Below are 24,274 nucleotides of genomic sequence, written 5' to 3' on the forward strand. Positions count from 1 at the left end.
CCTCAGCCCAGGCGGCCGGCCTCTTCCAGCAGGCCGAGCAGGTAGTTGCCGTAGCCGGACTTGGCCAGCGCGTCGGCCCGGGCCTGCAAACCGGCGTCGTCGATGAACCCGCGCCGCCAGGCGATCTCCTCCGGGCAGCCGATCTTCAGCCCCTGCCGCTCCTCCACCGCACGGACGAACTCACCCGCCGCCATCAGCGAGTCGAACGTCCCGGTGTCGAGCCACGCCGTCCCGCGCGGCAGCACCTCGACCTGCAGCCGTTTGGCGTCCAGGTAAACCTCGTTCACCGTCGAGATCTCCAACTCCCCCCGGGCGGACGGCTTGATCTCCTTGGCGATCTCGACCACATCGCTGGAGTAGAAGTACAGCCCCGGCACCGCGTAGTTGCTCTTCGGCTCCTTCGGCTTCTCCTCGATGCTCAACGCACGCCCGTCGGCGTCGAACTCGACCACGCCGTACGCCGTCGGGTCCGCCACCCGGTAGGCGAACACGACCCCGCCGTCGACGTAGTTGAACGTCTGCAGGTGAACACCCAGTCCGGGCCCGTAGAAGATGTTGTCGCCCAGCGCCAGCGCGACCGGTTGGTCCTGGATGAACGACTCACCGATCAGGAACGCCTGCGCGAGTCCGTCCGGGCTCGGCTGTACGGCGTATGAGATCTCCATGCCGAACTGCGACCCGTCACCCAGCAGCCGCTGGAACTGGGTCGCGTCGGACGGCGTGGTGATGACGAGCACCTCGCGGATGTTCGCCAGCATCAACGTGGACAGCGGGTAGTAGATCATCGGCTTGTCGTACACGGGCAGCAGTTGTTTGCTGGCTGCCATCGTGAGCGGGTGCAGTCGCGTGCCGGAGCCGCCGGCCAGGATGATCCCTCGCATGCGACCGCACCTTACCCAGGTTCGCGGTCCATGCCACATCGGCTACCGGTTACTCCAGGTGATAGTCAGCGAAGCGAGTCCGCAAGTCCTTCTTCGAGAACTTGCCCACCGACGTCTTCGGCACCTCGTCGATGAACTCCACCGCATCCGGCAGCCACCACTTCGCCACCAACGGTTCCAGGTAGGCCAGGATCTCCTCGCCCGTCGCGGTCTGCCCTTCCTGCAGTACTACGCACGCCAGCGGCCGCTCGTCCCACTTCGGATGCGGTACGCCGATCACGGCGGCCTCCTTCACCGCCGGGTGGGCCATCAACAGGTTCTCCAGTTCCACCGAACTGATCCACTCGCCACCGGACTTCACCAGGTCCTTCGTCCGGTCCACGAGCCGCACCGATCCGTACTGGTCGACCGCTGCCACGTCGCCCGTCTTCATCCAGCCGTCCTCGGTGTTCAGCTCCACACCCGCGTCGGGCCGGTAGTAGTCGGCCGCGATCCACGGACCCCGCACCTGCAACTCACCGGTCGCCTCGTCGTTCCACGGCAACGGTGTGGTCGACCCCGGCTCCACGATCCGTACTTCGACGCCCGGCAACGGCTGCCCTTGTCTCGCTCGCAGCAACGCCTTCTCGTCCTCCGGCAGACCCTCGTTCCGCGCCGGGACATGGGCGGCCGTCGCGACCGGGCTGGTCTCGGTCATCCCCCACGCCTGCAGGATCGGCTTGCCCAGCTTCGCCCGGAACGCCTCCGACAGGGCTTGCGGTACTGCGGAACCGCCACACGGGATCCGCCGGAGCTTCGGCAACTCAACCCCGTCGAGCAACGGCAGCAGGCCCTGCCAGATCGTCGGAACACCAGCGGCAAGCGTGACCTCCTGCTCCTGCAGAAGTTTGAGGATGCCCTGCGGCGACATGTCCGGCCCGGGGAAGACCAGGCTCGCCCCGGCCATCGGCGCCGCGTGCGCGAGACCCCATGCGTTCGCGTGGAACATCGGCACCACCGGCATCACCGTGTCGGTCTCGTGCAGGCCGATCCCCGCGTTGGTGAGCACGCCGATCGAGTGCAACCAGGTGGACCGGTGCGAATAGACCACGCCCTTGGGGTTGCCCGTCGTACCGCTCGTGTAGCACATCGCCGCGGCCTGGTTCTCGTCCTCGACGTGGAACTCGACCGGCTCGGCGGCGGCCAGCAGCTCCTCGTAGTCGTGGAACCGGTCGTCGTCCGGTACTTCGACCGCGGGTGCACCGGCCGGCAGGTCGTTCATCACGACGACGTGCCGGACCAGCGGCAACCGCTCGAGCAGCGGAAGGAACAGGCCGAGTAGCGAGCGGTCGACGAAGACGACCTCGTCCTCGGCGTGGTTCGCGATGTAGACGACCTGATCGGGGAACAGCCGGATGTTGAGTGTGTGCAGGACTCGCCCGGTGCACGGCGCCGCGAAGTACAGCTCGAGGTGCCGGCCCGAGTTCCAGGCGAAGGTGCCGACCCGCCCGTCGGCAGTGATGCCGAGCGTGTCGAGCACCCCGCCCAGCCGTCTGGTCCGGTCCGCCCATTCGCCGTACGTCGTCGTGGTCGGCGCGGGCCCACCGGTGTGCACGGTTTTGTCGGTGAAGAACTGCTCAGCACGCCGGAAGATCGCGTCCAGGGACAACGGGTAGTCCTGCATCAGACCCTTCATGGGCACACTCTGCCAGTCCCGATGTCACGTTGGCCATGGTCGGCGCGTCACACCGGCGGCTCGTCATACCAACAACTCGTCCCCCTGCTCGGCGGTCGACTCCGACGAACGGCCGCGGTACAGGCCGACCAGTAGATCGAGAACCAGGAAGGCCAGCAAGGTCACGCCGAACAGCGGCAGGAAGATGCCGATCCCGATCGCGACCACCACCAACGCCGCCAACGCCGGGATCGGTGCGCCGCGCCACGTACCGCGTCGGGCCGGACGGCCGAGCCGGAAAGCATGTCCCCGGGTCGGGCGGCGCTGCCACCACATCCGGTAACCCCAGATCACCATCGCCACGATGACACCGGCGACCATTGCCAGCAGCAACTGGTTCGGCAGCCCGAAGAGCAGACCCATATGGCCGTCGATCCCCCAGCGGGACAACTTCGCGGCCAGCGGGTAGTCGTCGAACCGTTGGACGTCGAGCACCTTCCCGGTCGCCGGGTCGACCGCGACCGAATCGGCCTGGGTCGGCCACTGCTTGCCGATCTCCTGGACGACGAAAGTGGTACCGGCCTTCTTCGGCGCGGCGATCTCCACGGGCCCGTCGAGCTGAGCGGACCGGGCCGAGGCCAGCGACTGATCCCAGCTGGTGACCGCGGGATCGGCACCGGCCGGCATGGTGTGCCCTTCGTGCCCGCCATGACCAGTCGCGTCGAGCTTCGTGCTCACCGTCGGCGTGGTCCAGTCGAGCGCGGCTTTCAGTTCGCCGACGTTCTCACCGGCGAACCGCGACCAGGTGAGCCCGGTGGCCGACAAGAACAGCATCGCAAGGATCACCCAGGTCCCTAACGCACCATGCCAGGACAAGGTCCGCCGACGCGCGCTCCCGGACCGCTGTGGCTTCCGTCGAGAGCCGTTCCGCCGACCGGTGAACCAGAGCACCAGACCGGCCAGGGCGATCACCCACAACCACGACGCGGCCAGCTCGCTGTAGATCCGGCCCGGTTCGCCGAGGTGCAGACTGCGATGCAGATGGGACAACCAGGTCCGGAACGGCAACGCCCCGCTGGAGCCGTAGGCAGCGATCTCTCCGGTCACCTCCGCGTTGGCCGGATTCACGAACACCGCAAGGCGTTCACTCTCACCGAGCCCGGGGACACCGAACAGCACACGCGTGGTGTCACCCGGGCCGGGAGCCGGCCGGACGGCGAGCAGGGTGCCGTCCGGTTGCTGTTGCCGCGCCGCCGCGACCTGTTCGCTGACCGGCACCGTCGTACTGGAATCGCTGTCCACGAAGAGGGTGTCGCGGTAGATCACGTTCTCGATCGTCGGCGCCAGCGCGTACAGGAATCCGCTCGCGGCCACCACCAGAAGGAACGGTCCCACCAGTACGCCGGCGTAGAAGTGCAGGCGGACCAGCAACGCTCGCAGACCGCCACGAGACGTTCGGCCAGCCGCTTCGCTGGTCGGGACTTCGCTGGTCGGGACAGGCTCGGTCGTGACAGACGACTCTTCAACTGTTGCCATGGCGACCCACTTCGGGTTCATGTCGGAGCGTCAGCGGATGCGGACTCCCAGTAGCGTGGCGGTCGCCTGTTGCGACGAAAGGCCGCGATGGTTGCATCTCCGTTTCCGCTCGCTCTCCCGGACCCGGCAGCATTGAGAGGTCTCAGTACCGGCGATAGCGTCAGCGGCAACTGTGAGCTCTAGGGTAGTTTCCGGTTATCGGTCACGAAGGGGGTCGGCCATCAAGCAGTCGACTGTTCGCGTCGCCGGCATGGTCCTGGCGCTCTGGATCGTGCTGGCCTACATCGGCCTGGCCGCGGACTTCCAGACGCAAGTCACCAAGCCGCTCTTCTACGTCGGAGTGGCCCTCGGCATCGTGCTCGGCGTGTACCAGATGGTGCTGCGGGCAAGGGATCGCCGCCCGCCGGAGCAGTGAGCGAGATGTCCGAATCCCTGCCGGTGACACCGCTCAACGAGAACGATCGGCTCGTCCTCCGCGACCGCGTGTACGACGCGGTCATCGACCTGCTGATCAGCGGCCGGGTCGAACCCGGGCAGGCGCTGCGGATCGAGCACTTGGCGAACCTGCTCGACGTGTCCCCCACGCCGGTCCGGGAGGCGCTCGCCAAGATCGAGGCGACCGGCCTGGTGACCCGCGTCGCCCAGAAGGGCTACCGGGTGGCGCCGCTGCTCGCCGCCGCGCAGATGTCCGAGCTGATCGACGCCCGGGAGATGCTGGAACTCGGCGCGATGGAGCTGATCTCGGGCGAGCTCGACACCCTCGTGCCAAAGCTGGTGACCGCGCAACAGCGGCACGAGGCGGCAGCCCAGCGCTTCGCGGAGCTGGCCCCGGACGACCCCGCCACCCTGGTCGTACTGCGCGAGTACTTCGACGCCGACTGGTCGTTCCACCTGGCGATCCTTCGCCATCCGGGCAACCGCTACGTGCTCCAGATGGCCGAGGGACTCGGCGGCCACCTGCACCGCCGGCGCCAGGGTGTCGTCGTCGGGGTCAACGACACCCAGCACGCCGTCCGCGAGCACGCGGCGATCCTGGCCGAGTTCGAGAAGGGCGACCTGCGCGCGGCCATCGAGGCGATGCGGGTCCACATGGAGCAGATCCGGCACCGCTCGATGAAGGACCTGTCCGCTCAGCCGCCGGGTCGCTGACCGTCTCCACTTCCCCCCACCGGACGACCTTCGGATGAGCTCCGGATAACCACCGAGTGGCCACCGCCGCCGTCCGTCGTCCTGCCATGCCTCGACTCGCCTGTGACGCAGGTCACACATTTCTCCCTCTGGTTCGCAAAATCTATTTCATATAGATTTCGCGACCAACCGGTGAACCGACCTTCCGCGCAAGGGTCCCGTAACCAGCCCGACACCTTTGTCGAATCGAGGACTTGCCATGACCAGACCACCGACCGGCGTCGCAGCCGAGGCGACCCTGGGATCGATCATGGGCAAGGTGCAGAAGCGCCTCGTCCCGGTCCTGCTCGTGATGTACACGCTGGCCTTCCTGGACCGGGTGAACATCGGCTTCGCCAAGACCGAGTTCATGGCCGACACCGGCCTCACCGAGGCGTCGTACGCGCTCGGGGCCGGCATCTTCTTCATCGCGTACGCCGTCTTCGAGGTGCCGTCGAACCTGATGCTGCACAAGGTCGGCGCCAAGTTCTGGCTGGCCCGGATCATGGTCACCTGGGGCGTCATCTCGGCGCTGATGGTGTTCGCGACCAACGAGTGGATCTTCTACGGGGTCCGCGTCCTGCTCGGTCTGGCCGAGGCCGGTCTGTTCCCTGGTGTCATCCTCTACATCACCTACTGGGCGGTGGCCGAGTACCGATCCCGGTTCACCGGGCTGTTCATGATGGGGATCCCGCTGGCCTACGTCTTCGGCGGACCGGTCTCGGGCGCCTTCCTCGACCTGCACGGCACTCTCGGTTTCGCCGGCTGGCAGTGGATGTTCGGACTCGAAGGACTCATCACGGTGCTCTTCGGGTTCTGGGTGTACTTCTACCTGGACTCCAAGCCGGACGACGCCAAGTGGCTCACCGCCGGCGAGAAGAAGGTCCTCAACGCCGCGATCGCTCTCGACAACGACGAGCGGGCGGCGGCCGGCGGCGGTCACCACGAACCCTGGTACAAGCCGCTGACCAATCCGAAGCTGGTGTATATCGCGGCCTGTTCCTTCACCATCCAGATCTGCATGTACGGCTTCACCTTCTATCTGCCCAGCCAGGTCCAGGCGCTGACAGGTCAGAAGGTCGGCCTCCTCGTCGGCCTCATCACCGCCATCCCCTGGGTGGTCGCGCTGGTGATCACCCGCTACACCACGCTGCTCTCCGACAAGACTGGTCAGCGACGCTGGATGGCGGTGTTCGCCTACTCCCTGGCCGTGATCGGCCTGTCCGGCTCGGTGCTCTTCAAGGACAACCCGGTCGTCGCGATCGGATTCCTCTGCCTGGTCGCCGGATCGCTCGTCTCCGTCCAGCCGATCATGTGGACGTTCCCGGCCTCGATCCTCACCGGCGCCGCTGCCGCGACCGGGATCGGCCTGATCAACTCCCTCGGCAACCTCGGCGGCTTCTTCGCTCCGAACATCCGGGCCACCGTCCTGTCCGTCTACGGGTACGTCGCGCCTCCGAAGACGGGAACCCTGGACGGCGCCCAACTCGCGATCAACTCGCACGCCCAGGACATGGCGACGTACACCATCGCCGGGGTCGGCGTACTCGGCATGATCCTGTTCGCCTGCATCACCTTCGTCGGCTACCGGGGCAAGATCGAGCCGGTCGGCCGCAAGCTGAAGGTCGACGACAAGGTCCCCGCCGGCGCCGGATCGGTGCTGACATGACCCTCATCACTCTGCCTGCCGTACTCGAGATTCCCGGGGCGGCGGCCAGGATCCGCGAGCACAACCGGCGTACGGGCCGGCGGCTGGCCGCCTTGGACGACGACCCGACCGGCTCCCAGGCGGTACACGGGGTGTCCGTTGTGACCGTGCTGGAGAAGGCCGAGTACGCCGGTGGCCTGGCCGACGCGGGAGACACCTGCTTCATCCTGACCAACACCCGGGCGATCGACGAGGGTCAGGCGGTCTCGTTGAACGCAGCCGCGGCACGCGATCTGTACACGCTCGCAGCCGAGACCGGGTCGACCGTCGAGATCGTGTCCCGCAGCGACAGCACGCTGCGCGGGCACGTCTTCGCCGAGATCGAGACGATCGCCGCCGAACACCTCGCGGTCACCGGGCGGCCGGTGGACGGCGTGCTGTTCTGCCCGGCGATGCTGGAGGCCGGACGGTTCACCGTCAGCGATGTCCACTTCGCCCTGGTCGACGGCGTTCCGACTCCCGTTGGCGAGACCGAGTTCGCCAAAGACAAGTCCTTCGGCTACACCTCGTCGAACCTGCGGGAGTTCCTCGAGGAGCGGTCCGGCGGAGCAGTCGACGCGGCTGACGTCCATAGCCTGTCGCTGGAGGACATCCGGCTCGGCGGTCCCGAACGGGTCGCCGAGATCCTGGCCGGGGTGTCCGATCTGGGGTGGGTGGTCGTCAACGTCACGGAGTACGCGGACCTCGAGGTCGTCGTACTCGGTCTGCAGCTCGCTCAAGATGCGGGCAAGACCTTCCTGGCCCGATCCGGGCCGTCCTTGGTTCGTGCCCTGGCCGGTATCGAGGCCAGAGATCCGCTCGGTCCCGGCGACATCGCCATCGACCGGTCGCGAGCGAATCACGGTCTCATCGTGGTGGGGAGTCACGTCGGGCTGACCACCCAGCAGGTCAAGGCTGCAAGGGATCGCGGCGGCCTGGTCGAGGTCGAGCTCGACGTTCCGGCCTTGCTCGACCCGGCGACGTCCAAAGCGGTTGTCGATGCCGCCACCGAGCGGGTGATCGCCGCATTGAAGGAGTCGGACGTCCTCGTCTACACCAGCCGCGATCTCATCGCCGTGGACGACGATCCGGCCGCGAGCCTGACCATCTCCCGCTCGGTCTCGACCGCGCTCGTGACCCTGGTCCAGAAGGCCCGGAAGGCCCGCCCGGCGTGGGTCATCGCCAAGGGCGGCATCACCTCCCACGATGTCGCGGTGCACGGCCTGGGCATCCGCCGGGCGAAGGTCGCCGGTCAGTTCCTCCCCGGCCAGATCTCCCTGTTCACCCCCGTCGAGGCGCCACCGGACGTCCTCGGCTGCCCGTACGTCGTCTTCCCCGGCAACGTCGGCGGCATCGAAGCCCTCGCCGACGTCCGCGACCGACTCGTCGCCGCAACTCAAGGAGTGCGTTGATGCTTGCCCGCGGCACCGATCTTCTCAAGTACGAGCAGGCTGCCGGTACCGCCGTCGCCGCCTTCACCGTCTATACCCTCGAATCGATCCGCGCTGTCGTCGACGCCGCCGAAGCCACCGCACGACCGGTGCTGATGAGTTCCGGGTCGAGCTCGTACCGGGTCACCGGCGCCCCGGAGCTCGCGGCCGCCGCCCTGGCTGCGGCCGAACGCGCGTCAGTACCCATCGGCGTCCACCTCGACCACTGCACCGACGAAACCGAGATCGCCCGCGCGATCCGGCTCGGCTACACCTCGGTCATGTTCGACGGTTCCGCCCTGCCGTACGCCGAGAACCTCGAGCGAACCAAGGCCGTGGTGGCCCTGGCGCATGCCGAGGGTGTCTGGGTCGAGGGGGAACTCGGTGCTCTGCCCGGTGACGAAGACGCGTCGACCGATGCGAGCGCGGTGGAGCTGACGGATCCCGCCCAGGCCGCCGACTTCGCCGCCAGGACCGGAGTCGACGCGCTCGCGGTCGCCGTCGGTACGGTCCATGGTTTCAGCGCGACTCCGATGTACGTCGACCTCCCGCGGCTGGCCGCGATCGCAGCCTGCACTGAAATACCCCTGGTCCTGCACGGCGCGTCTGGTCTTCCCGACGCGAACCTGGCCGCCGCAGTCAGGACCGGCATCGCCAAGGTCAACGTCAACGCCGAACTGCGCAAGGCCCATCGGGAAGCGATGGAGCACGCCCTCGCTGAACAAGGCGATGACCTGCTCCGCATCCAGCGAGCCGCCGTCGCGGCGATGACCATTACTGCCGCCGAGAAGATCGGCGTCCTGTCCGGCAAGGAGAACTGACATGGTGACAACCACGACGGTCGGGTGGATCGGCCTTGGCGCCATGGGCGGACCGATGGCCCAGTGCGTCGCCCAGGCCGGGTTCCCGGTCTCGGCGTACGACGTGTCGGTCGAGCGGGCGCGGTCGCTGGCCGGTGGCGGTCTGAGCGCAGCCGGGTCCGTGCAGGAAGCGGTCACCGGCGCGAAGGTCGTCGTACTCATGGTCGCGACGCCGGACCAGGTCGAGTCGGTCCTGTTCCGCTCGGACGGCGCGGCTGCGCAATTGCAAGCCGGCGCGATCGTCGTCGTGATGGCGACGGTCGGTCCGGGTCCGATCGAGGGCTGGGCTCGTCGGCTGGGTGACATCGGGGTGGGCCTGGTTGACGCGCCCGTGTCCGGCGGGGTCGCCCGGGCAGCCAAGGGCGACCTACTGGTGATGGTGTCCGGCTCGGCCGAAGCTCTCGCGGTGACCCAGCCGATCATCGACGCGATGGCATCGACTGCGCCGGTGGTCGGACCACGACCCGGCGACGGGCAGAAGGTGAAGGTCGTCAATCAGTTGCTCTGTGGTGTGCACATCGCGGCCGCCGGCGAAGCACTGGCACTGGCCGACTCGATGGGACTGGACGTCGAGTCGACCTGGCAGGTGCTGAAGTCCGGGGCGGCGAGCTCGTTCATGTTCGGCGATCGTGGCGAGCGGATGGTCACCGGCGCCTTCGACGACGTCCGCAGCGCTTTGGACATCTTCGTCAAGGACATGGGCATCGTCACGGCTGCCGCGAAGTCGGTCGAACAGCCGACCCCGCTCGCCTCCGCGGCCGAACAGCTCTACCTCACCGGCCGCCGCAAGGGCCTGGGCCGCAAGGACGACTCGATCGTCTTCGAGGTTCTCCGCCATCCGTGAGCGACCATACGGCGGATACGTAGCGATCTAGGTATTTCCCCGGTCCCCGAGCCAGCTGCAGGTGGTGATAGTGATCGGGAGGGCTCCAACCGAGAGGCGGCTCATATGGTTCAGGCCCGGCGGCCCGACAACGGCCGAGACAGCGTCGCCCAGTACCTCGACGAGATCGCCCGGACCCCCCTCCTGACCGCGCAAGAAGAAGTCGAGCTCGCTCAGACGGTCGAGACCGGCCTGCTCGCGGAGCAACTGCTGGCCGAAAGACGGGGTGGACGCAGTACGGGCAATGCCCCCGGTTGTGCCACCGAGGAAGAACTCGAGTGGCTCGCAGACGATGGCCGACGCACACAGCAGCAGTTCGTGACCGCGAACCTGCGGTTGGTGGTCTCGATCGCTCGCCGCTACACACGGTCCCAGCTGCCGCTACTGGACCTGATCCAGGAGGGCAACGCGGGTCTGATCCGCGCGCTGGAGAAGTTCGACTACCGGAAGGGATTCAAGTTCTCGACCTACGCGACCTGGTGGATACGGCAGGCCATCAGCCGTGGCATCGCACTGCAGTCCAGGATGGTCCGGATACCCGTGCACCTGGTGGAGCAGCTGAACCAGATCGAAACCGCCCGGCGCACACTGGCGGCCACGCTCGGCCGCGAGCCGGAGGTCGACGAGATCGCCGCGGACCTCGGCCTGGACCCCGAGCGAGTCACAGAGCTGCTCCACCTCAGCCGCGAGCACCTCAGCCTGGACAGCCCGATCGACGACGAAGGTGACGGCTGTCTCGGCGACCTGATCGCCGCCGAGACACTTCGCGGTCCGGACCAGCTCGTCGACGAGGCGTCGGATCGCTCGGACCTGTTCGGCTTGCTCGATCAACTCGACCCGCGGTCGGCAGACGTGGTCCGGCGCCGCTACGGCCTGCACGACGGCCAACCGGCCAAGCTGGCCGAGGTCGGCGCGGTCCACGGCATCTCCGCCGAGCGGGTGCGCCAACTGGAGAAGGCCGCCCTGCGCCGGCTGAAACAGCTCGCCGACCCGTCCCTCGCCGCCTGACCCCGCCGCCGGAACAGCTGCACGACAAACAGTTGACACGACATATATGTCGTGTAATGTATCTGCCATGGAGATCAGCAGCGTCAGCGCAGTCAGCACCGGGAACGTCCGGATCCGGCCTGAACATGTCGGACCGACGGACAAGAACATGTACGTCTGGCTCGCGACCTCGAAGAGCTGGACCCCGCCGCGCCCGATCAATACCTACATCGTCGAGCACCGGGATGGCCTGGTGCTGTTCGACACCGGCCAGGACCGTGCATCGGTCACCGAGCCCGACTACTTTCCGGGCGGACTGAACGGCGTGATCTACGACCGGCTGGCGGCCTTCGAGATCGGGCCGGAGCAGACCTTGCCGCGCCTGCTGGCCGCCAACGGGTACGACGTCCGCGACGTCCACACGGCTGTGCTCTCGCATCTGCACCAGGACCACATAGGCGGTCTGCCCGAGCTGAGCAAGGCGCGCATCGTGATCGCCGACGAGGAGTGGAAGTCGATGCGCCGGCCATTGGCCGCCGCCCGGGGCTATCTGCGGCAGCACATCGAGCGCCATGACCTGCAGTGGGAGCGGATTCACTTCGAGTCGCTCGGCTCCGGGTCGGTCGGGCCCTTTACCGATGGACACGATCTCTTCGGGGACGGGAGCCTGCTCGTGCTGCCGACTCCAGGACACACGCCCGGATCGCTGTCGATGCTGGTACGGCGACCGGACGAGGCGCCGCTGTTGATGGTCGGCGACCTCACGTACGACGCGAACCTGCTCGCGGCCGGCGAGGTCCCCGGGATCGGCAAGAAGCCGGAGCTCCGCCGGTCGGTTGCCAAGGTCAACCAGTTGCGGGAGTTGTTCCCGGATCTGGTGGTCCTCGCCGCCCACGATCCCGCCGCGGCCGGGCGCATCGCAGTACGAGGTGTGGCATGAACGTCGCGGAGGAGCTGCGGTACTTGATCCTGGCGATTCAGCGGGAGGGCAACCGGCTGCTGGCGGCAGAGCTTCGTCCGTTGGGATTGACGCCTTCACAGGCTGAGGTGCTGAGGGTGCTGCGCGATCACGGACCGCTCACGCTGAGCGCGCTCGGCGGGATGCTCGTCTGCGAGACCGGTAACAGCCCCAGCCGACTGGTGGATCGCCTGGTCACACAAGGACTGGTCCAACGAGACACCGATCCGGACGACCGCCGCTACCTGGCCCTGAGCCTGACCGCTGAGGGCAAAGCGCTCAGCAAACGCATCGTCGCAGCCGAGGACGCGCTGCACGACGCCATTGATCAGCTGGTCGCCGGACAACCGGTCGACGAGACCATCACCACACTGCGCGCTGTCGCAAGCGCCTTTCCCGCGGGACAGGCTCTGGCTCGGCGGCTTGCTGCCCAGGAGGGTTGAACCATGGAAAAGGCGAGTCTCGCCATCAACGGATCACCTGCCGACGTACTGCTCGACCCGCTCGCTCTGCCGTTGTGGAACGAGGCTTTCCTCAGCATCGACGGTCCTGCCACCCCTGCGGTCGGCGTGCGGTACACGCTGCGGGTTCGCCCCGGGCTGAGCGGCTGGCTGGAGTACACCGCGATCACCCCGGGCCGGATCGAGATGAGCTGGCAGGTTCCGGGCTTCCGCGAGCGCGGTGAGTGGTTGCTCGAAGACGGCCCTGAAGGCAGCATGGTCACCCACTCGTTCGAACACGGCGGCCCGTTGGCCGCAGTACTGCGCTCTGCCTACCGCGGTATCGCCGCAGTACGCCTGGAGCGGCTGCGGGATCGGGTCCTAGGCGTTGCCTGAGGCCCGCAAATAGGTGAGCACCGCATGCACCCGGCGATGCGTGGCCGCCGATTCGTCGAGCGCCAGCTTCTGGAAGATCGAGCGCAGGTGACTCTCGACCGTGCGGTCGGCGACGAAGAGCTTGCCGGCGATCGCGGCGTTCGAGTGGCCCTCGGCGACCAGACCGAGTACCTCCAGCTCCCTTGGTGACAAGGGTTCCAGCTCCGATCGCCGGGGAGCGAGCAGTGCCGAGACGACGGCCGGGTCGAGCGCCGATCCACCGGCTGCGACCCGTTCGAGCGCGTCGAGGAAGTCCTCGACCCGGAGCACCCGATCCTTGAGCAGATATCCGAACGCCCCGGTCGACACCAACTGCACGGAGTGCCGGGTCTCGAGATGCTGCGACAGCAACACGATCGGCTGCTCCGGTCGACGCTGCCGGATCTCGCGGGCCGCGTCCGCTCCGTCGTCGGTCATCGTCGGCGGCATCCGCACATCGATCACCGCGACCGAGGGCTCGTGCTCAATGACCGCGTCGATCAGGCCGTCCGCGCTTGTCAGGGACGCTACGATCTCATGCCCCGCGGCGGTCAGCAGCCCGACGAGACCTTCCCGGAACAGCGCCGAGTCCTCCGCGATCAGGACGCGCACGGCAGCACCGCCTCAACCGTCGTACCGCCCGTTGGCCCACAGGTCACACTCAGGCGGCCACCGACGGAACCGACGCGATCCCTCAACGCGGTCAGACCCGCACCGACCGGGACGCCGCCGATCCCGTCGTCGATCACCGCGACGTGCAGACGGTCGCCCTGACGTTCGACGGTGATGCCGATCCGGGATGCGCGAGCATGCTTGAGGACGTTCGCCATCGCCTCCGCGACGACGAAGTACGCGGTCACCGTGACGACTTCGGAGCTTGCCGTCTCCTCGACGACGAAGTCGACCGGCAACGGGCACTCGGCACCCAGCCGGGCCAGGGCGGCGGGAAGCCCGTCGTCCAGGCTGGCGGGTCGTACGCCGTGGGCCAGCCGGCGGAGCTCGCCGACCGTTGCCTCCAGTCGTTCGACGGCCAGTTCGAGATCGTCGGAGACTGGGTCATCGGGTCGGAGCCGGTACTGCGCCGCCCGCAGCTGCATGCCGATGGCAACAAGTTGCTGCTGGGCGCCGTCGTGCAGGTCCCGTTCCAGTCGGCGGCGTTCGTCGATCGTGGCCGAGACCAGGCGTCGACGGCTCTCGTCCACCTCGGTCAGCGCCCGCCGCAGTCCGATCCGGAGCCGGCTGACCTCGATCGGCAACCGCGCGGTCGACGCGGCCAGCTTGGCCCGGCGCAGGCGGCGCATCGAGCCGGGACGAACCAGGATGACGCCGATGTCCGCACTGGCGGTCCGTAGCGGCACCCCGACCCGGTCGTTTCCCGCCACCTGCCCGGTGCCCGTCAGATCCACCAGCCCGGTCCCGGCCGGATCGGTCAACAGCAATGTCAGCTCGGGATCCCGGACCGCGGACCTCAGCACCTGCTCGACCTCCTCGGGCTCGGCTGATCCGTCACGCACCTGCTCGACGAAGCGCTCGATCTGCGCGACCAGAACGGTCCGGTAACGGTCGAGCAGCCTTCCGACCGCACCATGAATCCTTCGATACAAGGGCAGCACCAGGATTGCCACCAGGAACACCGAGCCGGTCAGCCCGATCACGGAGTCCCGTCCGGCCAAGTAGCCGGTGAGAACGACACCAGCCGCCAGCAGCGCGGCAGCGATCAGCGTCGTCAGCACCCAGGCCACCGAGTCGCTCAGGATCCGGTCGATCTCGAACAGGTCGTACCGCAGTACGGCGATGGCGACGGCAGCCGGAACGAGGACCAGAATCCCCAGCAGGAAAGCCGAATAGGCCGCCTCGCCGATCAATCCAAAGGAGTTGACGATCCAGCTGGCCACCATCAAGGCCACCACGGCACCGGTCGCCAGAATCAGCCAGCGCAGCTGTTGCTTCGTCCGCTCGTCCCCGCGCCGGTAACGCAGCACGACGCTGATGCTGCAGGCAACTACCACGGCCAGCAGGAACGTCAGCGCACCGATCATCAGCGGCATCGCGATCGGCTCCGGCACGAGCAAGGGCGCCGTGAAGTAGCGGGGCTCGCCGTAGTCCATCGTGACGGTCATCGCCACGCCGACGCTGAGGGCCGACACCGGAACTCCGACTGCGATGACCACCCAGCGGCGACCGGCGAGCAACCCGTCTGGGAAGAGCAGTAGCAGCGCCAGAAAGCCGGTGAGCTGCCACGGCCAGCCGACCACGCTCAGGGCATCGACGAAGTCCGCCGCCGGCCAGGACATCTGACCTCAGGCATTGAGCGCGGGGACGACGAGCAGGGAGGCGGCCAGCCAAGCCACTGCCGCGCCCACAGGTGAAGCAGGAGCACGTACTGCGAGTAGCCAGCCCAGCGCGAGAGGTACCACCCCCAGCAGGTAGACGGCCGCCGGCCACCCCTCGCCAGCCGGGTGGAACGCGTTCAGGGCAAGGACCAGTTCGGCGGCGACGCACACGGCGGTCGCGAGCCAGATCGGCCAGAACCTGCGGCTCATGCCCGCATTGTCCACTGGAATCGCCGATCCGGTGATCAGTACCTGTACTGACCTTCGGATCAGCGCAGACCACGATGCGCCGGACGACGCCGGCGAGCGACCTTGGAACCTCCACCATCTCCGGGAGGGATCACCATGATCGCCATTCTGACCATCCTCGTCGCCCTGCCACTCGGACTCCTGGTCCGCAACCGGCTGGCCGCCTACCTGACCTACGCGATCCTGTTCGCGCAGGTCTTCACCTTCCAGACGGCCACCTTGCTGATGGAGTGGGCCAAGGGTTCCACGGAGGCCTTCCCAGCCGACCCGACCAAGGGCTCCTTCGGCTACCTGGCCTTCACCAGCACCATCTACGCCGTCGGCTTCGGCCTCATCACCCTCGGCCACTGGCTCCGCAACCGCCGCCGTACAGGCGCTGACGCGGTACTGCTGGACAGCTGACTCTCGGCAGGCCGTGGGGTCAGCTGAAGTGGGCGCCGGGTTTGCGGTGGCCGCGGAGGAGGTCCCGGGCGATGATCAGGCGCTGCATCTCGTCGGTGCCTTCGAAGATGCGCCAGAGGCGGAACTCGCGGAACCAGCGTTCGATCGGGAGTTCCTTGGTGTAGCCCATCCCGCCGTGGATCTGCAGGACCCGGTCGGCGACGCGGTTCACCATGTTCGTGCCGTAGAGCTTGGCGATCGCGCTGTCGTGCTGGGGATGCCGGCCCTGGTCGACCGTCCAGGCGGCGTACAGGACCAGCCAGCGGGCGGCCTCCAGTTCGACCTCGGAGTCGGCGACCATCCACTGGATCGCCTGGTTGTCGCCGATCGGGGTGCCGAAGGTCTGCCGGGTGTTCGCGTGGTCGATCGCCAGCTGGAGGAGCCGTTCGCAGGCACCGATGCCGCGGGCCGGGATGATGAAGCGGCCCTTCATGATCCAGCGCATCGCCAGCTCGTACCCCTGGCCGATCTCGCCGAGCACGTGATCCTGCGGGACCCGTACATCGTCGAAGTTCAGCGTCGCCGGGACGGCAGGGCCCATCGTCACGATCCGGTCGGAGGTCCAGCCGCGGTCCCGGTCGACCAGGAACGCGGTGAACCCGCCCTTCGAGCCCTTCTCCGGATCAGTGACGGCGATGACGATGGCGAAATCGGCTTCGTTACCTCCTGTAATGAAGGTCTTCTCGCCCCGGATGACCCACTTGTCACCGTCGCGGCGCGCAGTGGTCCGGATCGCGCGGGTGTCCGAACCGGCGCCGGGCTCGGTGATCGCGAAACACGACCGCCGCTCACCGGAGATGGTCGGCAGGAGGTAGTCGTTGCGCTGCTCTTCGTTGCATTCGTACAGGATGTTGTCGGCCTCGCCACCGAACGAGAACGGCACGAAGGTCCGGCCGAGCTCGCTGGTGATCAACACCTGGTCGACCGCCGACAGGTCCATCCCGCCGTATTCCTCCGGCGTGCTCAGACCCCAGAACCCGAAGGACTTCGCCTTCAGCCGAATCTCCCGGACGACGGCCGGCTCCACCCCCGGCAGCCCTTCCCGCTCCCGCCTGAGCACCTCGCTCTCCAGCGGCATCAGTTCCTTCCGGACGAACTCGCGGGTCGTCTCGCGAATCGCCCGCTGTTCCTCACTGAGCGAGAAGTCGACCATGAGCCCCTCCAGCCGTTCGGTGTTCAACCACCGTAGATGGTTCTGGTCACCGACACCCTTGTAAAGGCTGCTCCCCAGCTCCTGCCCGGTGTGGAGTTCCGGTGCACACAGGTCCGGCGACGAAGAACCCAACCTGTGGCAGCCGATCAGGTGGAGATCAGACGGCGAGGGGCACGGCCCGTTTGTGGGCGGTACGGCGGTGGGCCGCGATGATCGTGGCGGCCGCCTTGTCGTCGACCTCACGCCCCTCCAGGAAGTCGTCGATCTCGTCGTACGTGACGCCGAGAACGATTTCGTCCGGCACGCCCGGGTTGTCGGTCTCCAGGTCGGCCGTCGGCACCTTGCCGGTGATCTCGTCGGAGGCACCCAGCCGCGACCCGACCTCCCGGACCCGGCGCTTGGTCAGCCCGGACAACGGCGTCAGGTCGCACGCACCATCGCCGTACTTGGTGAAGAAGCCCATCACCGCCTCCGCCGCGTGGTCCGTCCCGACCACGAGCCCGCTGCGCGCGCCGGCGACGACGTACTGCGCGATCATCCGCTGCCGCGCCTTGATGTTGCCGGTGTGGAAGTCCGCCCGGTCGCCGAGACCCGCGTGCTGGACGGACTCGACCATCGCGTCCGTCGCCGGCTTCACGTCCACCACGAGCGTCTCGTCCGCCCGGATGAACTCGAGCGACTGCTGCGCGTCCGCCTCGTCGGCCTGGACGCCGTACGGGAGCCGCATCGCGATGAAGGTCGCCTCACCGCCCTCGGCGCGGACCCGTTCGACCGCCAACTGGCACAGGCGTCCCGCCGTACTGGAGTCGACGCCGCCACTGATGCCGAGCACGTACGACGACGCGCCCGTCCGCCGGAGTTGGTCCGCCAGGAACTCGATCCGGCGCTCGATCTCCACGTCCGGGTCGAACGACGCGGTGACGCCGAGCTCGGCGATGATCAGTTCCTGCAGGTAGCGGCGTTCGTCGCTCATCGGGCTCCCTTGCTGCGGTGGGTCGGCCCGTCCAGCCTAGACACGCCCGTTCGGGGTCCAGACATGAGGATTCCCCGCGCACCCGGAAGAGCTCACTTACCCTTGCTGCCTTCCGGCCCTGGGGGAGTTGGGCGAGATACCGCCACGCGGGGAACCAGCCAGCAGTGTACGCGATCACCAACCCCAAAGCGGAATCCGACCCCACCTCCGCCGGGCCCCGGTTGAGTGGCTAGGACATACGCCGGGTGCGCCGGGCGGACGGGGCAGCGCGGGTTGAGCGGCGACCTAGGCTGGCGGATGTGAGCAGACTCGCTTTCGGCCCGTTCGGGATCACCACCGGCCTCACCAGCTCCCCAGAGTCCCTCGAAGCCGCGACCGCTGCCGAAGAACTCGGCTACCCCGCGATCTGGTTGTCCGGTGGTCCGCTGCCCGGCCTCAGGACCGTCACCGACCTGATCCAGGCGACCAACACGATCAAGTTCGTGCCCGGCATCCTCTCGGTCGACAAATACGGCCCGGCGGACATCACCGCGACATACGAGACACTCGAAGCGGAGTACCCGGGTCGCTTCACAGTCGGTCTCGGCGGCGCCCACGGTCCTCATCCGCTCGCCGTACTGGGTCGCTTCCTGGATCGACTGGACGCCGTACCAGCGGACCGCCGCGTCCTCGCCGCCCTCGGCCCGCGGATGCTCGAACTCGCCCGGGACCGTACGGCGGGCGCGTACCCGTTCCTGATCACACCCGCCTACACGGCCGAGGCGCGCGCGATCCTGGGCGACGACAAGCTGCTCGCGGTCAACCACCTCGTCGTCGTGGAACCCGACGCCGACCGTGCCCGCGCGATCGCCCGGGACACGATCAGCTTCTTCACCCGGATACCCGCGTACGCCGCCTCGCTGGAGCGGATGGGCTTCCCGAGGTCCGACTTCGCCACACTCCCGGACCCGATGATCGACGCACTAGCCGCCTGGGGAACCCCCGACCAGATCGCCACCAAACTCCACGAACACCTGGCCGCCGGCGCCGACCACGTCGCGATCAACGTAATCACCGGCATCACCGGCCCCCAGCCAGTCAACCAGTGGCGCACCCTGGCCCCCGCCTTACTGACCTAGCCGACCTTCTTCTCGTACAACCTCACCGTCGAGACCAGCTTGTCGTACTGGTACGTCTTCTCCTCGCCCGTCGGCTCAAACCCCTGCCGCCGCCAGAACCCCTCGGCGACCTCGGCATTCGTGTCCACTACCGCAAGCCGCAACGTCCGCACTTCCGGCCACGAGTCCCCGACGTACCGCTCCACCAACCCGTACGCCGCTCTGCCGACACCGCGCCCTTGGTACTCCCCATGCATTTCCAGCAACCCGATGAACGCCTTCCCTTCCACCGGATACCCGCGCAACAGATCAGCCACGGCCACCAACCGCGCCCCGTCGAACACCCCAAGCACAACCTTCGCGTCCTCGGCAACCCCCTCCGGCCGCCCCATCAACAAACTCTGCGCATCGGCCGCGCCCGGCGGATACCCCGTGATCCGCTCGGTATACCCCGCATCCGACTCGATCAACTCCTGCACCTGACCGACGTCATCGATCCCGATCGCCCGAATTTCCATGCCGGGACCCTAAATCAGCACCCGGCCACCTCCCCTCCCCCTCCACCCCACAGTTCACAGCTCCCCAACCCCGATTTCATCCCACGCCCCCGCCTCGCGTATCCTCTCCGCTTGGAGGATTCGCCTAGAGGCCTAGGGCGCACGCTTGGAAAGCGTGTTGGGGGCAACCCCTCACGAGTTCGAATCTCGTATCCTCCGCCACTCTCCGAGAGGCACACAGAACCACGTTTCCCCAGGTCAGAGCGTGGTTCTAACCCTCAGAGGGACGAACACAAGGTGGGCCGGTCGCAACCGCGACCGGCCCACCTTTTCGCTCAGGGTCTCAACGAGGGTCTCAACAGCCCTCTCAGGCCGACGCCAACACCCCGGCAACCCCGTCCTCCGGGTCCTCGTTCTCGCCCTTCGGTTTGCTTGTCGGCTCCGCCCAGAGCAGGCCGCCAACCCGCTTCGCGATGTCCATTCGTACCGGCGCGGTGATGTGCTGGTATCGCTTCACCATCGCTGATGAGGACCAGCCCATCGCATCCATGACCGCTCGCTCTGGGACGCCCAAGAGGAGGAGCACCGTAGCGGCAGTGTGCCGGGCATCGTGCAGGCGGCCGTTCCGAAGGCCAGCGGCGGCCAGCAGAGCTTTCCACTCCCGGTAGTCCATGTTCGGGCTGATCGGCTTGCCGGTTCGTCCGGCGAACATCCAATCCTCGTCGTTCCAGAGTTGTCGCGCTAGCGCCTTCTCGGCAGCTTGCTGAGTCCGGTGCTCTCGTAGGATTGCGGTTAGCTCGTCTGGCAGACCGATGGTCCGGCGGCCAGCTCGTGACTTAGTCGGTGCGGCATCCGGCCGCGCCTTCTGTCGGTCCGGGCAGAAGTCGGGCTTGCGTCCGCACAGCGGCTTGCAGCCGTGAACGTATCTCGGTCTATTGAGACTCCGGCGAACCTTCAGAATTCCCGTGTCTAGGTCAACGTCTGACCACTTCAAGCCGAGTGCCTCTCCTTGCCGTAGGCCCAGCGCTAGCGCGATCGCCCACCGAGCGCTATTCCGCCGCTTGCTCGCCTCGCCCATCAGTGCCTTGATCTCTTCCACCGTGTAGGGCTCGATCTCGTCCTCTTCCTCCAGGTCGAGCCGTGGCGGCTTTGCCTTCTCCGCCGGGTTGCCTGTCGTGAGCGCTCCGCGCGCCTCGGCTTCACCGAGTGCCGTTCGTATGGTGCGGTGCGCCTGGTGGGCCGTTCCCGCGCTGGCTCCCTTCTCCTGCATTCGCGTGTAGAAACGCTCCAGGTGCTCAGGCTCCAGCTTGTGCAACTTGTGTGCACCGAGGCCGGGGATCAGATGGACGCGCACGGCCACTTCGTAGGCGGCGTATGCGCCATCTCGGAGGTTCGGCCGGGCGATCGTCAGCCAGTGGGTGAGCCATCCCGCGACTGTCCATTTCTCCTTGCCGACTGGCTTGACCTTCCCGCTGTCTCGCTCCTTCTCCAACTCCTTGACGCGGTCGACTACGTCCGACTTCGACTTGCGCTTAACGTGGCGCCGGTCCGGCGTTCCGTCGTCCTTCACCCCCATCGTGACGCGTCCGTGCCACTTGCCGTCTGCGCCGAGGTAGATGGTTGACCGGCCGTCCGGGTTCTTGTGTCGCTTGTCCACTTGAGCTTCCTTCCTAGGCGGCTTGGTTGTTGGCGCGGGCGGCCGCTCGGAGACGGTCGATGTACTCGGTGATGCACTCGGCAGGAATGCGCCGTAGGCGACCGAGCGGGATCGATTCCAGTTCGCCGGACTTCACCAGTCCAAAGACGGTCGTACGTCCGATGCCGAGCCGTTGCGCGGCTTCCTCCACCGTCAGCAGCAAGGGACCAGCGGTAGCGGTCGAACCCTCGTTGATGCTCATCGGGAAAGGTCTCTCCTTCGATCCTGATTTACGGTTGGTTGCTGGGACATCTGGGACAGGGCCTTGGTCGGGTTGTCCCAGGTGTTTGCGCTGGTCAGGCGGGGTTCTGGGACAGTGGGACACCTGGGACAGGTAGCTGTTGCTCGGTGGCTGTCCCAGGTTCGGCCGGGAAGTAGCGGCCTCCGTCACGGCGCCGTAGTTGGCCGTCGTCGGCCATACGGGAGCAGGTCCGGCGGATGGTTTCGCGGTCTTCTCCGAGGGCGTCAGAGATGGCCTTTGGCGTCGCGCCAGGGAACTGACGTACGTAGGTCAGGATTGCGGCGCGGGTCGGCTGCAACGTGTGGTCCATCGCGGGTCCGGCGAGCAGTTCCCAGGTGCCGTTGTCGGGGTGGAAGCGCATGGCGCGTTCGGCTTCGTCGACGTCGCGGCCGGTGATGTGGAGTACGCCGTCAGCTTCACCGCGCGGCCTCTTCAGCGCCATGATCGTGTCGGCTGATCCAGCGACTCCGTTGGTGCCGGAAAGCTCAGCGGTGAAGTCGTCGGCTGCCATCTTCCGCAAGTGGTGCACAAGGATGACGGCGATACCGAATCGGTCGGCGATGGCCTTTGCCCGGCCCATTGCCGCGTAGTCCGCGTCATAGGGATTCACGCCGGGAGCGTTGTTCCCGCGCACCTTGGCGAACACGTCAATGACGACCAGGCGCGCGTTCGGCCGGGCTTCCAACCAGGCACAGATAGCGTCGGCTCCCCCGCTGGGCAGGGTCGGGAACTCCGTCAGCAACGTCAGTCCGGCCGGTGCCGGTTGGTCTCCGAGGATCTTGCGCATGCGGCTTTGCAGACGGCGGGGAGTGTCTTCGAGCGCGAGGTAGAGAACGTCTCCGGCGTCGACGTGGATCTCTCCAAGGACCGTTGTGCCGCTCGCGATTGCCAGCGCCAAGTTCAGCGCTAGCCACGATTTCCCGGCCTTTGGCGCCCCCGCGAGAACCGTGAGACCTTCGGGGATCAGCCCGCAGACGGCCCAGCGCGGCGGCGGGAACTCTTCGGCCAGTAGTTTGTCTGCGGTCCACGCGTTCGCGAACGGGTCGGCCTTCATCGGCTTGTCTGGTACGGCGTCGGCCAAGTCGTAAGGCGGTTCCCATTCGTCTTCGGGCGGGGGCTCGACGGAGTGCAGCGGCCACACGTTGTCCGGGAAGTCTTCGGCCACACTCATGCCGCCACCTGCCGGGGACGCTTGGCCCCAGCTCGGAGCCCGGAGCTGATTGTCTTGTCCGCCTCGCGAGCGGTGTAGGCACCCGCCGCGATTTGGCCGGCCGCCGCATCACCGAGCACCGCGCGGACCTCGGCATCGGTTAGAGCGCCACCGGCCACCAGCTGTCCGAGCGCGACCGCAGCCTTGTAGAGGTTGAGGTTGCGCTTGCCCTCGTCCGGGGTTGCGACGCGTTCGGTTTCGGCACGGATCGCGGCATCTAGGTAGCTCGACCGGCGGGCGGTTGCCAGCTGGATCGGTGCCGTCAGTTGAGCCGGTGGCGGTGCGGCCGTGAGAGCGTCGGAGAGCCATCCCGGCAGCGCGGCCGGGGTGATGTCGTGGACGGTGCGGTAACGGCGGCCAGCGGCCGTAGAGCCAGCCCCGACGACATAGCCACCGGCTGCACGGGAGTCGATCAGCCATCCCAGGCGCCCCTGTGTGTTCCGCAGGTCAGCACCGGTCGGGGCGGCGAAGTACAGATGCTCACCGCCCCGGCCGGTCATCACCGTGTGCGTGTTCCAGGGGTAGCGCTCTCCGGCCTCGTCGGCGCGGTCAGCCAGCACGTCCGCACCACACGTCATCCCCGGCCGTCTCCATTCCTTGGGTGCCGTCTGGCCGGGCTTGGGCTGGTCCAGGTCGACCACCACCAGCCGCGACGGTCCGCACGCGATGCCGACGCCGTAGGGACCCGCTGACCAGCACCGCTCGATCCGCTTCGGGTCGGTGGTGGCGCGGTTCTCCCAGTCTTCAACCGCGGGGCGCTTGCCGTCCGGCACGAGCGGGAACACGTGCCAGCCACGTGCGGCGGCGGTCAGAGCGGCAGCCAGGTAGACGTTCACGATGGGTTCTCCTTTGGTGTGGTCAGGCAGCGGGCGCGTAGGCAGGTGCGGTCATGCAGTCGACACAGCGGCCGTCAGAGGTCGGGATGCAGTAGTCGGCGACGGTCCCGCAGAGCTGGCAGCGGCGCCGGGCTTCCATTGCCTTGTCGAGTGCGTTGAGCTGGGCCGGTGACGGGACGCGGGAGGGCTTGGCGAGGTCGAGCCGGTAGAGCCAGGCCCACCGCTGCCCGTGCCTCCACACGAGAACGGCGTACGGCTCGTGTCCGCCCGGACACATGCGCATGGCTCGGAGCTGGCGGCGGGTGGCGAGTCCTGCCGGCGCCCACTTGAACCGGAACACCGGGGTTCCGTGCAGATCCCAGCCGAGCGCCTGCTTGCCGTTCCACAGCTCGATCCACCTCGAGGCGGCCGGGTGCAAGCTGGCCCGATCCATCAGCGGGCCGGTCACCGGAAGCTCCACCAGCGACGGCGGTTCCGGTCGGCTTTGTCGAAGCGGTCGCGGGCGTCGACGGCTTCGGCGGTCTCGTTGTTCTCGGAGTAGCGGTTCAGTTCGTCCAGGGCGGCGCGGTACTCCTCGCGCGGCGTCTGCGGCCGGTCCGGGTCTTGCTTGCCTTTGACAACGGGCTTGCGGTGCTTGCGTGGGGTGGTCAT

27 protein-coding genes, 1 tRNA gene and 1 other RNA gene are annotated in these 24,274 nt (G+C 67.4%); 13 read left to right on the forward strand and 16 right to left on the reverse strand.

What is annotated here, in order from left to right:
• Positions 1-2: 2 nt before the first annotated feature.
• The 3 genes from rfbA to EV643_RS34110 all read right to left on the reverse strand — a co-directional run bounded on the left by rfbA (position 3) and on the right by EV643_RS34110 (position 4,071).
• Positions 3-881: a glucose-1-phosphate thymidylyltransferase RfbA gene (gene rfbA / locus EV643_RS34100; RefSeq protein WP_133804309.1), complete on the reverse strand. Its 879-nt coding sequence runs from the start codon at positions 879-881 to the stop codon at positions 3-5.
• Positions 882-930: 49 nt separating this feature from the next.
• Positions 931-2,556 carry a long-chain fatty acid--CoA ligase gene (locus EV643_RS34105; protein ID WP_166665678.1) on the reverse strand — a complete coding sequence of 542 codons (1,626 nt, stop codon included), beginning with the start codon at positions 2,554-2,556 and terminating at the stop codon, positions 931-933.
• 63 nt (positions 2,557-2,619) lie between these two features.
• Positions 2,620-4,071 carry a PepSY-associated TM helix domain-containing protein gene (locus EV643_RS34110; RefSeq protein WP_133804310.1) on the reverse strand — a complete coding sequence of 484 codons (1,452 nt, stop codon included), beginning with the start codon at positions 4,069-4,071 and terminating at the stop codon, positions 2,620-2,622.
• Between the two features lie 250 nt (positions 4,072-4,321).
• Between EV643_RS34110 and EV643_RS44400 the strand changes: the two genes are divergently transcribed.
• From EV643_RS44400 to EV643_RS34155, 10 genes are all read left to right on the forward strand, one after another.
• Positions 4,322-4,486 carry a hypothetical protein gene (locus EV643_RS44400; RefSeq protein ID WP_166665679.1) on the forward strand — a complete coding sequence of 55 codons (165 nt, stop codon included), beginning with the start codon at positions 4,322-4,324 and terminating at the stop codon, positions 4,484-4,486.
• A gap of 5 nt (positions 4,487-4,491) precedes the next feature.
• A complete protein-coding gene (locus EV643_RS34115; protein ID WP_133804311.1) occupies positions 4,492-5,220 on the forward strand; it encodes a GntR family transcriptional regulator in 729 nt (242 codons plus the stop codon).
• 238 nt (positions 5,221-5,458) lie between these two features.
• The gene (locus EV643_RS34120; RefSeq protein WP_133804312.1) at positions 5,459-6,907 is read left to right on the forward strand and encodes an MFS transporter; all 1,449 of its coding nucleotides are present in this window, start codon (positions 5,459-5,461) and stop codon (positions 6,905-6,907) included.
• Complete coding sequence (locus tag EV643_RS34125; RefSeq protein WP_133804313.1) at positions 6,904-8,337, forward strand: four-carbon acid sugar kinase family protein; 1,434 nt, start codon at positions 6,904-6,906, stop codon at positions 8,335-8,337. Before EV643_RS34120 ends, EV643_RS34125 begins: the two co-directional genes overlap by 4 nt.
• The gene (locus tag EV643_RS34130; RefSeq protein WP_133804314.1) at positions 8,337-9,176 is read left to right on the forward strand and encodes a class II fructose-bisphosphate aldolase; all 840 of its coding nucleotides are present in this window, start codon (positions 8,337-8,339) and stop codon (positions 9,174-9,176) included. Before EV643_RS34125 ends, EV643_RS34130 begins: the two co-directional genes overlap by 1 nt.
• A gap of 1 nt (position 9,177) precedes the next feature.
• A complete protein-coding gene (locus EV643_RS34135) occupies positions 9,178-10,059 on the forward strand; it encodes an NAD(P)-dependent oxidoreductase (RefSeq protein WP_133804315.1) in 882 nt (293 codons plus the stop codon).
• Between the two features lie 105 nt (positions 10,060-10,164).
• Positions 10,165-11,106 (forward strand): sigma-70 family RNA polymerase sigma factor, encoded by a 942-nt coding sequence (locus tag EV643_RS34140; RefSeq protein ID WP_133804316.1) that lies wholly within the window; start codon positions 10,165-10,167, stop codon positions 11,104-11,106.
• 67 nt (positions 11,107-11,173) lie between these two features.
• On the forward strand, positions 11,174-12,025 hold the full coding sequence (locus tag EV643_RS34145; RefSeq protein ID WP_133804317.1) for an N-acyl homoserine lactonase family protein: 852 nt from the start codon (positions 11,174-11,176) through the stop codon (positions 12,023-12,025).
• On the forward strand, positions 12,022-12,486 hold the full coding sequence (locus EV643_RS34150) for a MarR family winged helix-turn-helix transcriptional regulator (protein WP_133804318.1): 465 nt from the start codon (positions 12,022-12,024) through the stop codon (positions 12,484-12,486). Before EV643_RS34145 ends, EV643_RS34150 begins: the two co-directional genes overlap by 4 nt.
• 3 nt (positions 12,487-12,489) lie before the next feature.
• Positions 12,490-12,879, forward strand: a complete 390-nt coding sequence (locus EV643_RS34155; protein ID WP_133804319.1) for an SRPBCC family protein — start codon at positions 12,490-12,492, stop codon at positions 12,877-12,879.
• Here the strand turns inward: EV643_RS34155 and EV643_RS34160 are convergent.
• The 3 genes from EV643_RS34160 to EV643_RS34170 are packed head-to-tail and all read right to left on the reverse strand — an operon-like array spanning position 12,865 to position 15,440.
• Positions 12,865-13,509 carry a response regulator transcription factor gene (locus EV643_RS34160; protein WP_133804320.1) on the reverse strand — a complete coding sequence of 215 codons (645 nt, stop codon included), beginning with the start codon at positions 13,507-13,509 and terminating at the stop codon, positions 12,865-12,867. The genes EV643_RS34155 and EV643_RS34160 overlap by 15 nt on opposite strands.
• Positions 13,497-15,191, reverse strand: coding sequence for a sensor histidine kinase (locus EV643_RS34165; protein ID WP_133804321.1), 1,695 nt, complete (start codon positions 15,189-15,191; stop codon positions 13,497-13,499). The genes EV643_RS34160 and EV643_RS34165 overlap by 13 nt, the downstream gene beginning before the upstream one ends.
• Positions 15,192-15,197: 6 nt before the next feature.
• Positions 15,198-15,440: a hypothetical protein gene (locus EV643_RS34170; protein WP_133804322.1), complete on the reverse strand. Its 243-nt coding sequence runs from the start codon at positions 15,438-15,440 to the stop codon at positions 15,198-15,200.
• A 135-nt stretch (positions 15,441-15,575) separates the two neighbouring features.
• Between EV643_RS34170 and EV643_RS34175 the strand changes: the two genes are divergently transcribed.
• Positions 15,576-15,881, forward strand: coding sequence for a hypothetical protein (locus tag EV643_RS34175; RefSeq protein WP_133804323.1), 306 nt, complete (start codon positions 15,576-15,578; stop codon positions 15,879-15,881).
• Positions 15,882-15,900: 19 nt separating this feature from the next.
• On the opposite strand, the gene EV643_RS34180 is transcribed toward EV643_RS34175, so the two are convergent.
• The 3 genes from EV643_RS34180 to ffs all read right to left on the reverse strand — a co-directional run bounded on the left by EV643_RS34180 (position 15,901) and on the right by ffs (position 18,205).
• Positions 15,901-17,073, reverse strand: a complete 1,173-nt coding sequence (locus EV643_RS34180) for an acyl-CoA dehydrogenase family protein (RefSeq protein WP_133804324.1) — start codon at positions 17,071-17,073, stop codon at positions 15,901-15,903.
• Positions 17,074-17,230: 157 nt separating this feature from the next.
• Positions 17,231-18,046 carry an NAD(+) synthase gene (gene nadE / locus EV643_RS34185; RefSeq protein ID WP_133804325.1) on the reverse strand — a complete coding sequence of 272 codons (816 nt, stop codon included), beginning with the start codon at positions 18,044-18,046 and terminating at the stop codon, positions 17,231-17,233.
• Positions 18,047-18,108: 62 nt separating this feature from the next.
• An RNA gene (ffs, locus tag EV643_RS34190) (signal recognition particle sRNA small type) lies at positions 18,109-18,205 on the reverse strand.
• A 140-nt stretch (positions 18,206-18,345) separates the two neighbouring features.
• Here ffs and EV643_RS34195 point away from each other — a divergent pair.
• Complete coding sequence (locus EV643_RS34195) at positions 18,346-19,164, forward strand: TIGR03620 family F420-dependent LLM class oxidoreductase (protein ID WP_166665680.1); 819 nt, start codon at positions 18,346-18,348, stop codon at positions 19,162-19,164.
• Here the strand turns inward: EV643_RS34195 and EV643_RS34200 are convergent.
• Positions 19,161-19,661 (reverse strand): GNAT family N-acetyltransferase, encoded by a 501-nt coding sequence (locus EV643_RS34200; RefSeq protein ID WP_133804327.1) that lies wholly within the window; start codon positions 19,659-19,661, stop codon positions 19,161-19,163. The genes EV643_RS34195 and EV643_RS34200 overlap by 4 nt on opposite strands.
• Positions 19,662-19,774: 113 nt before the next feature.
• Between EV643_RS34200 and EV643_RS34205 the strand changes: the two genes are divergently transcribed.
• Positions 19,775-19,862 (forward strand) — tRNA-Ser (locus EV643_RS34205).
• A gap of 145 nt (positions 19,863-20,007) precedes the next feature.
• On the opposite strand, the gene EV643_RS34210 is transcribed toward EV643_RS34205, so the two are convergent.
• From EV643_RS34210 to EV643_RS34235, 6 genes are all read right to left on the reverse strand, one after another.
• Entirely contained in the window at positions 20,008-21,297 is a 1,290-nt protein-coding gene (locus tag EV643_RS34210; RefSeq protein ID WP_133804328.1) for a tyrosine-type recombinase/integrase, read from the reverse strand.
• A gap of 13 nt (positions 21,298-21,310) precedes the next feature.
• Entirely contained in the window at positions 21,311-21,538 is a 228-nt protein-coding gene (locus EV643_RS34215) for a helix-turn-helix domain-containing protein (protein ID WP_133804329.1), read from the reverse strand.
• A gap of 94 nt (positions 21,539-21,632) precedes the next feature.
• Positions 21,633-22,748, reverse strand: coding sequence for an AAA family ATPase (locus tag EV643_RS34220; RefSeq protein ID WP_133804330.1), 1,116 nt, complete (start codon positions 22,746-22,748; stop codon positions 21,633-21,635).
• Entirely contained in the window at positions 22,745-23,623 is an 879-nt protein-coding gene (locus EV643_RS34225; RefSeq protein WP_202869883.1) for a bifunctional DNA primase/polymerase, read from the reverse strand. The genes EV643_RS34220 and EV643_RS34225 overlap by 4 nt, the downstream gene beginning before the upstream one ends.
• 22 nt (positions 23,624-23,645) lie before the next feature.
• The gene (locus tag EV643_RS34230; protein ID WP_238165991.1) at positions 23,646-24,071 is read right to left on the reverse strand and encodes an RRQRL motif-containing zinc-binding protein; all 426 of its coding nucleotides are present in this window, start codon (positions 24,069-24,071) and stop codon (positions 23,646-23,648) included.
• Positions 24,068-24,274, reverse strand: coding sequence for a hypothetical protein (locus EV643_RS34235; RefSeq protein WP_133804332.1), 207 nt, complete (start codon positions 24,272-24,274; stop codon positions 24,068-24,070). Before EV643_RS34235 ends, EV643_RS34230 begins: the two co-directional genes overlap by 4 nt.

The organism is Kribbella caucasensis (assembly GCF_004361855.1).
GTDB classification, from domain to species: domain Bacteria; phylum Actinomycetota; class Actinomycetes; order Propionibacteriales; family Kribbellaceae; genus Kribbella; species Kribbella caucasensis.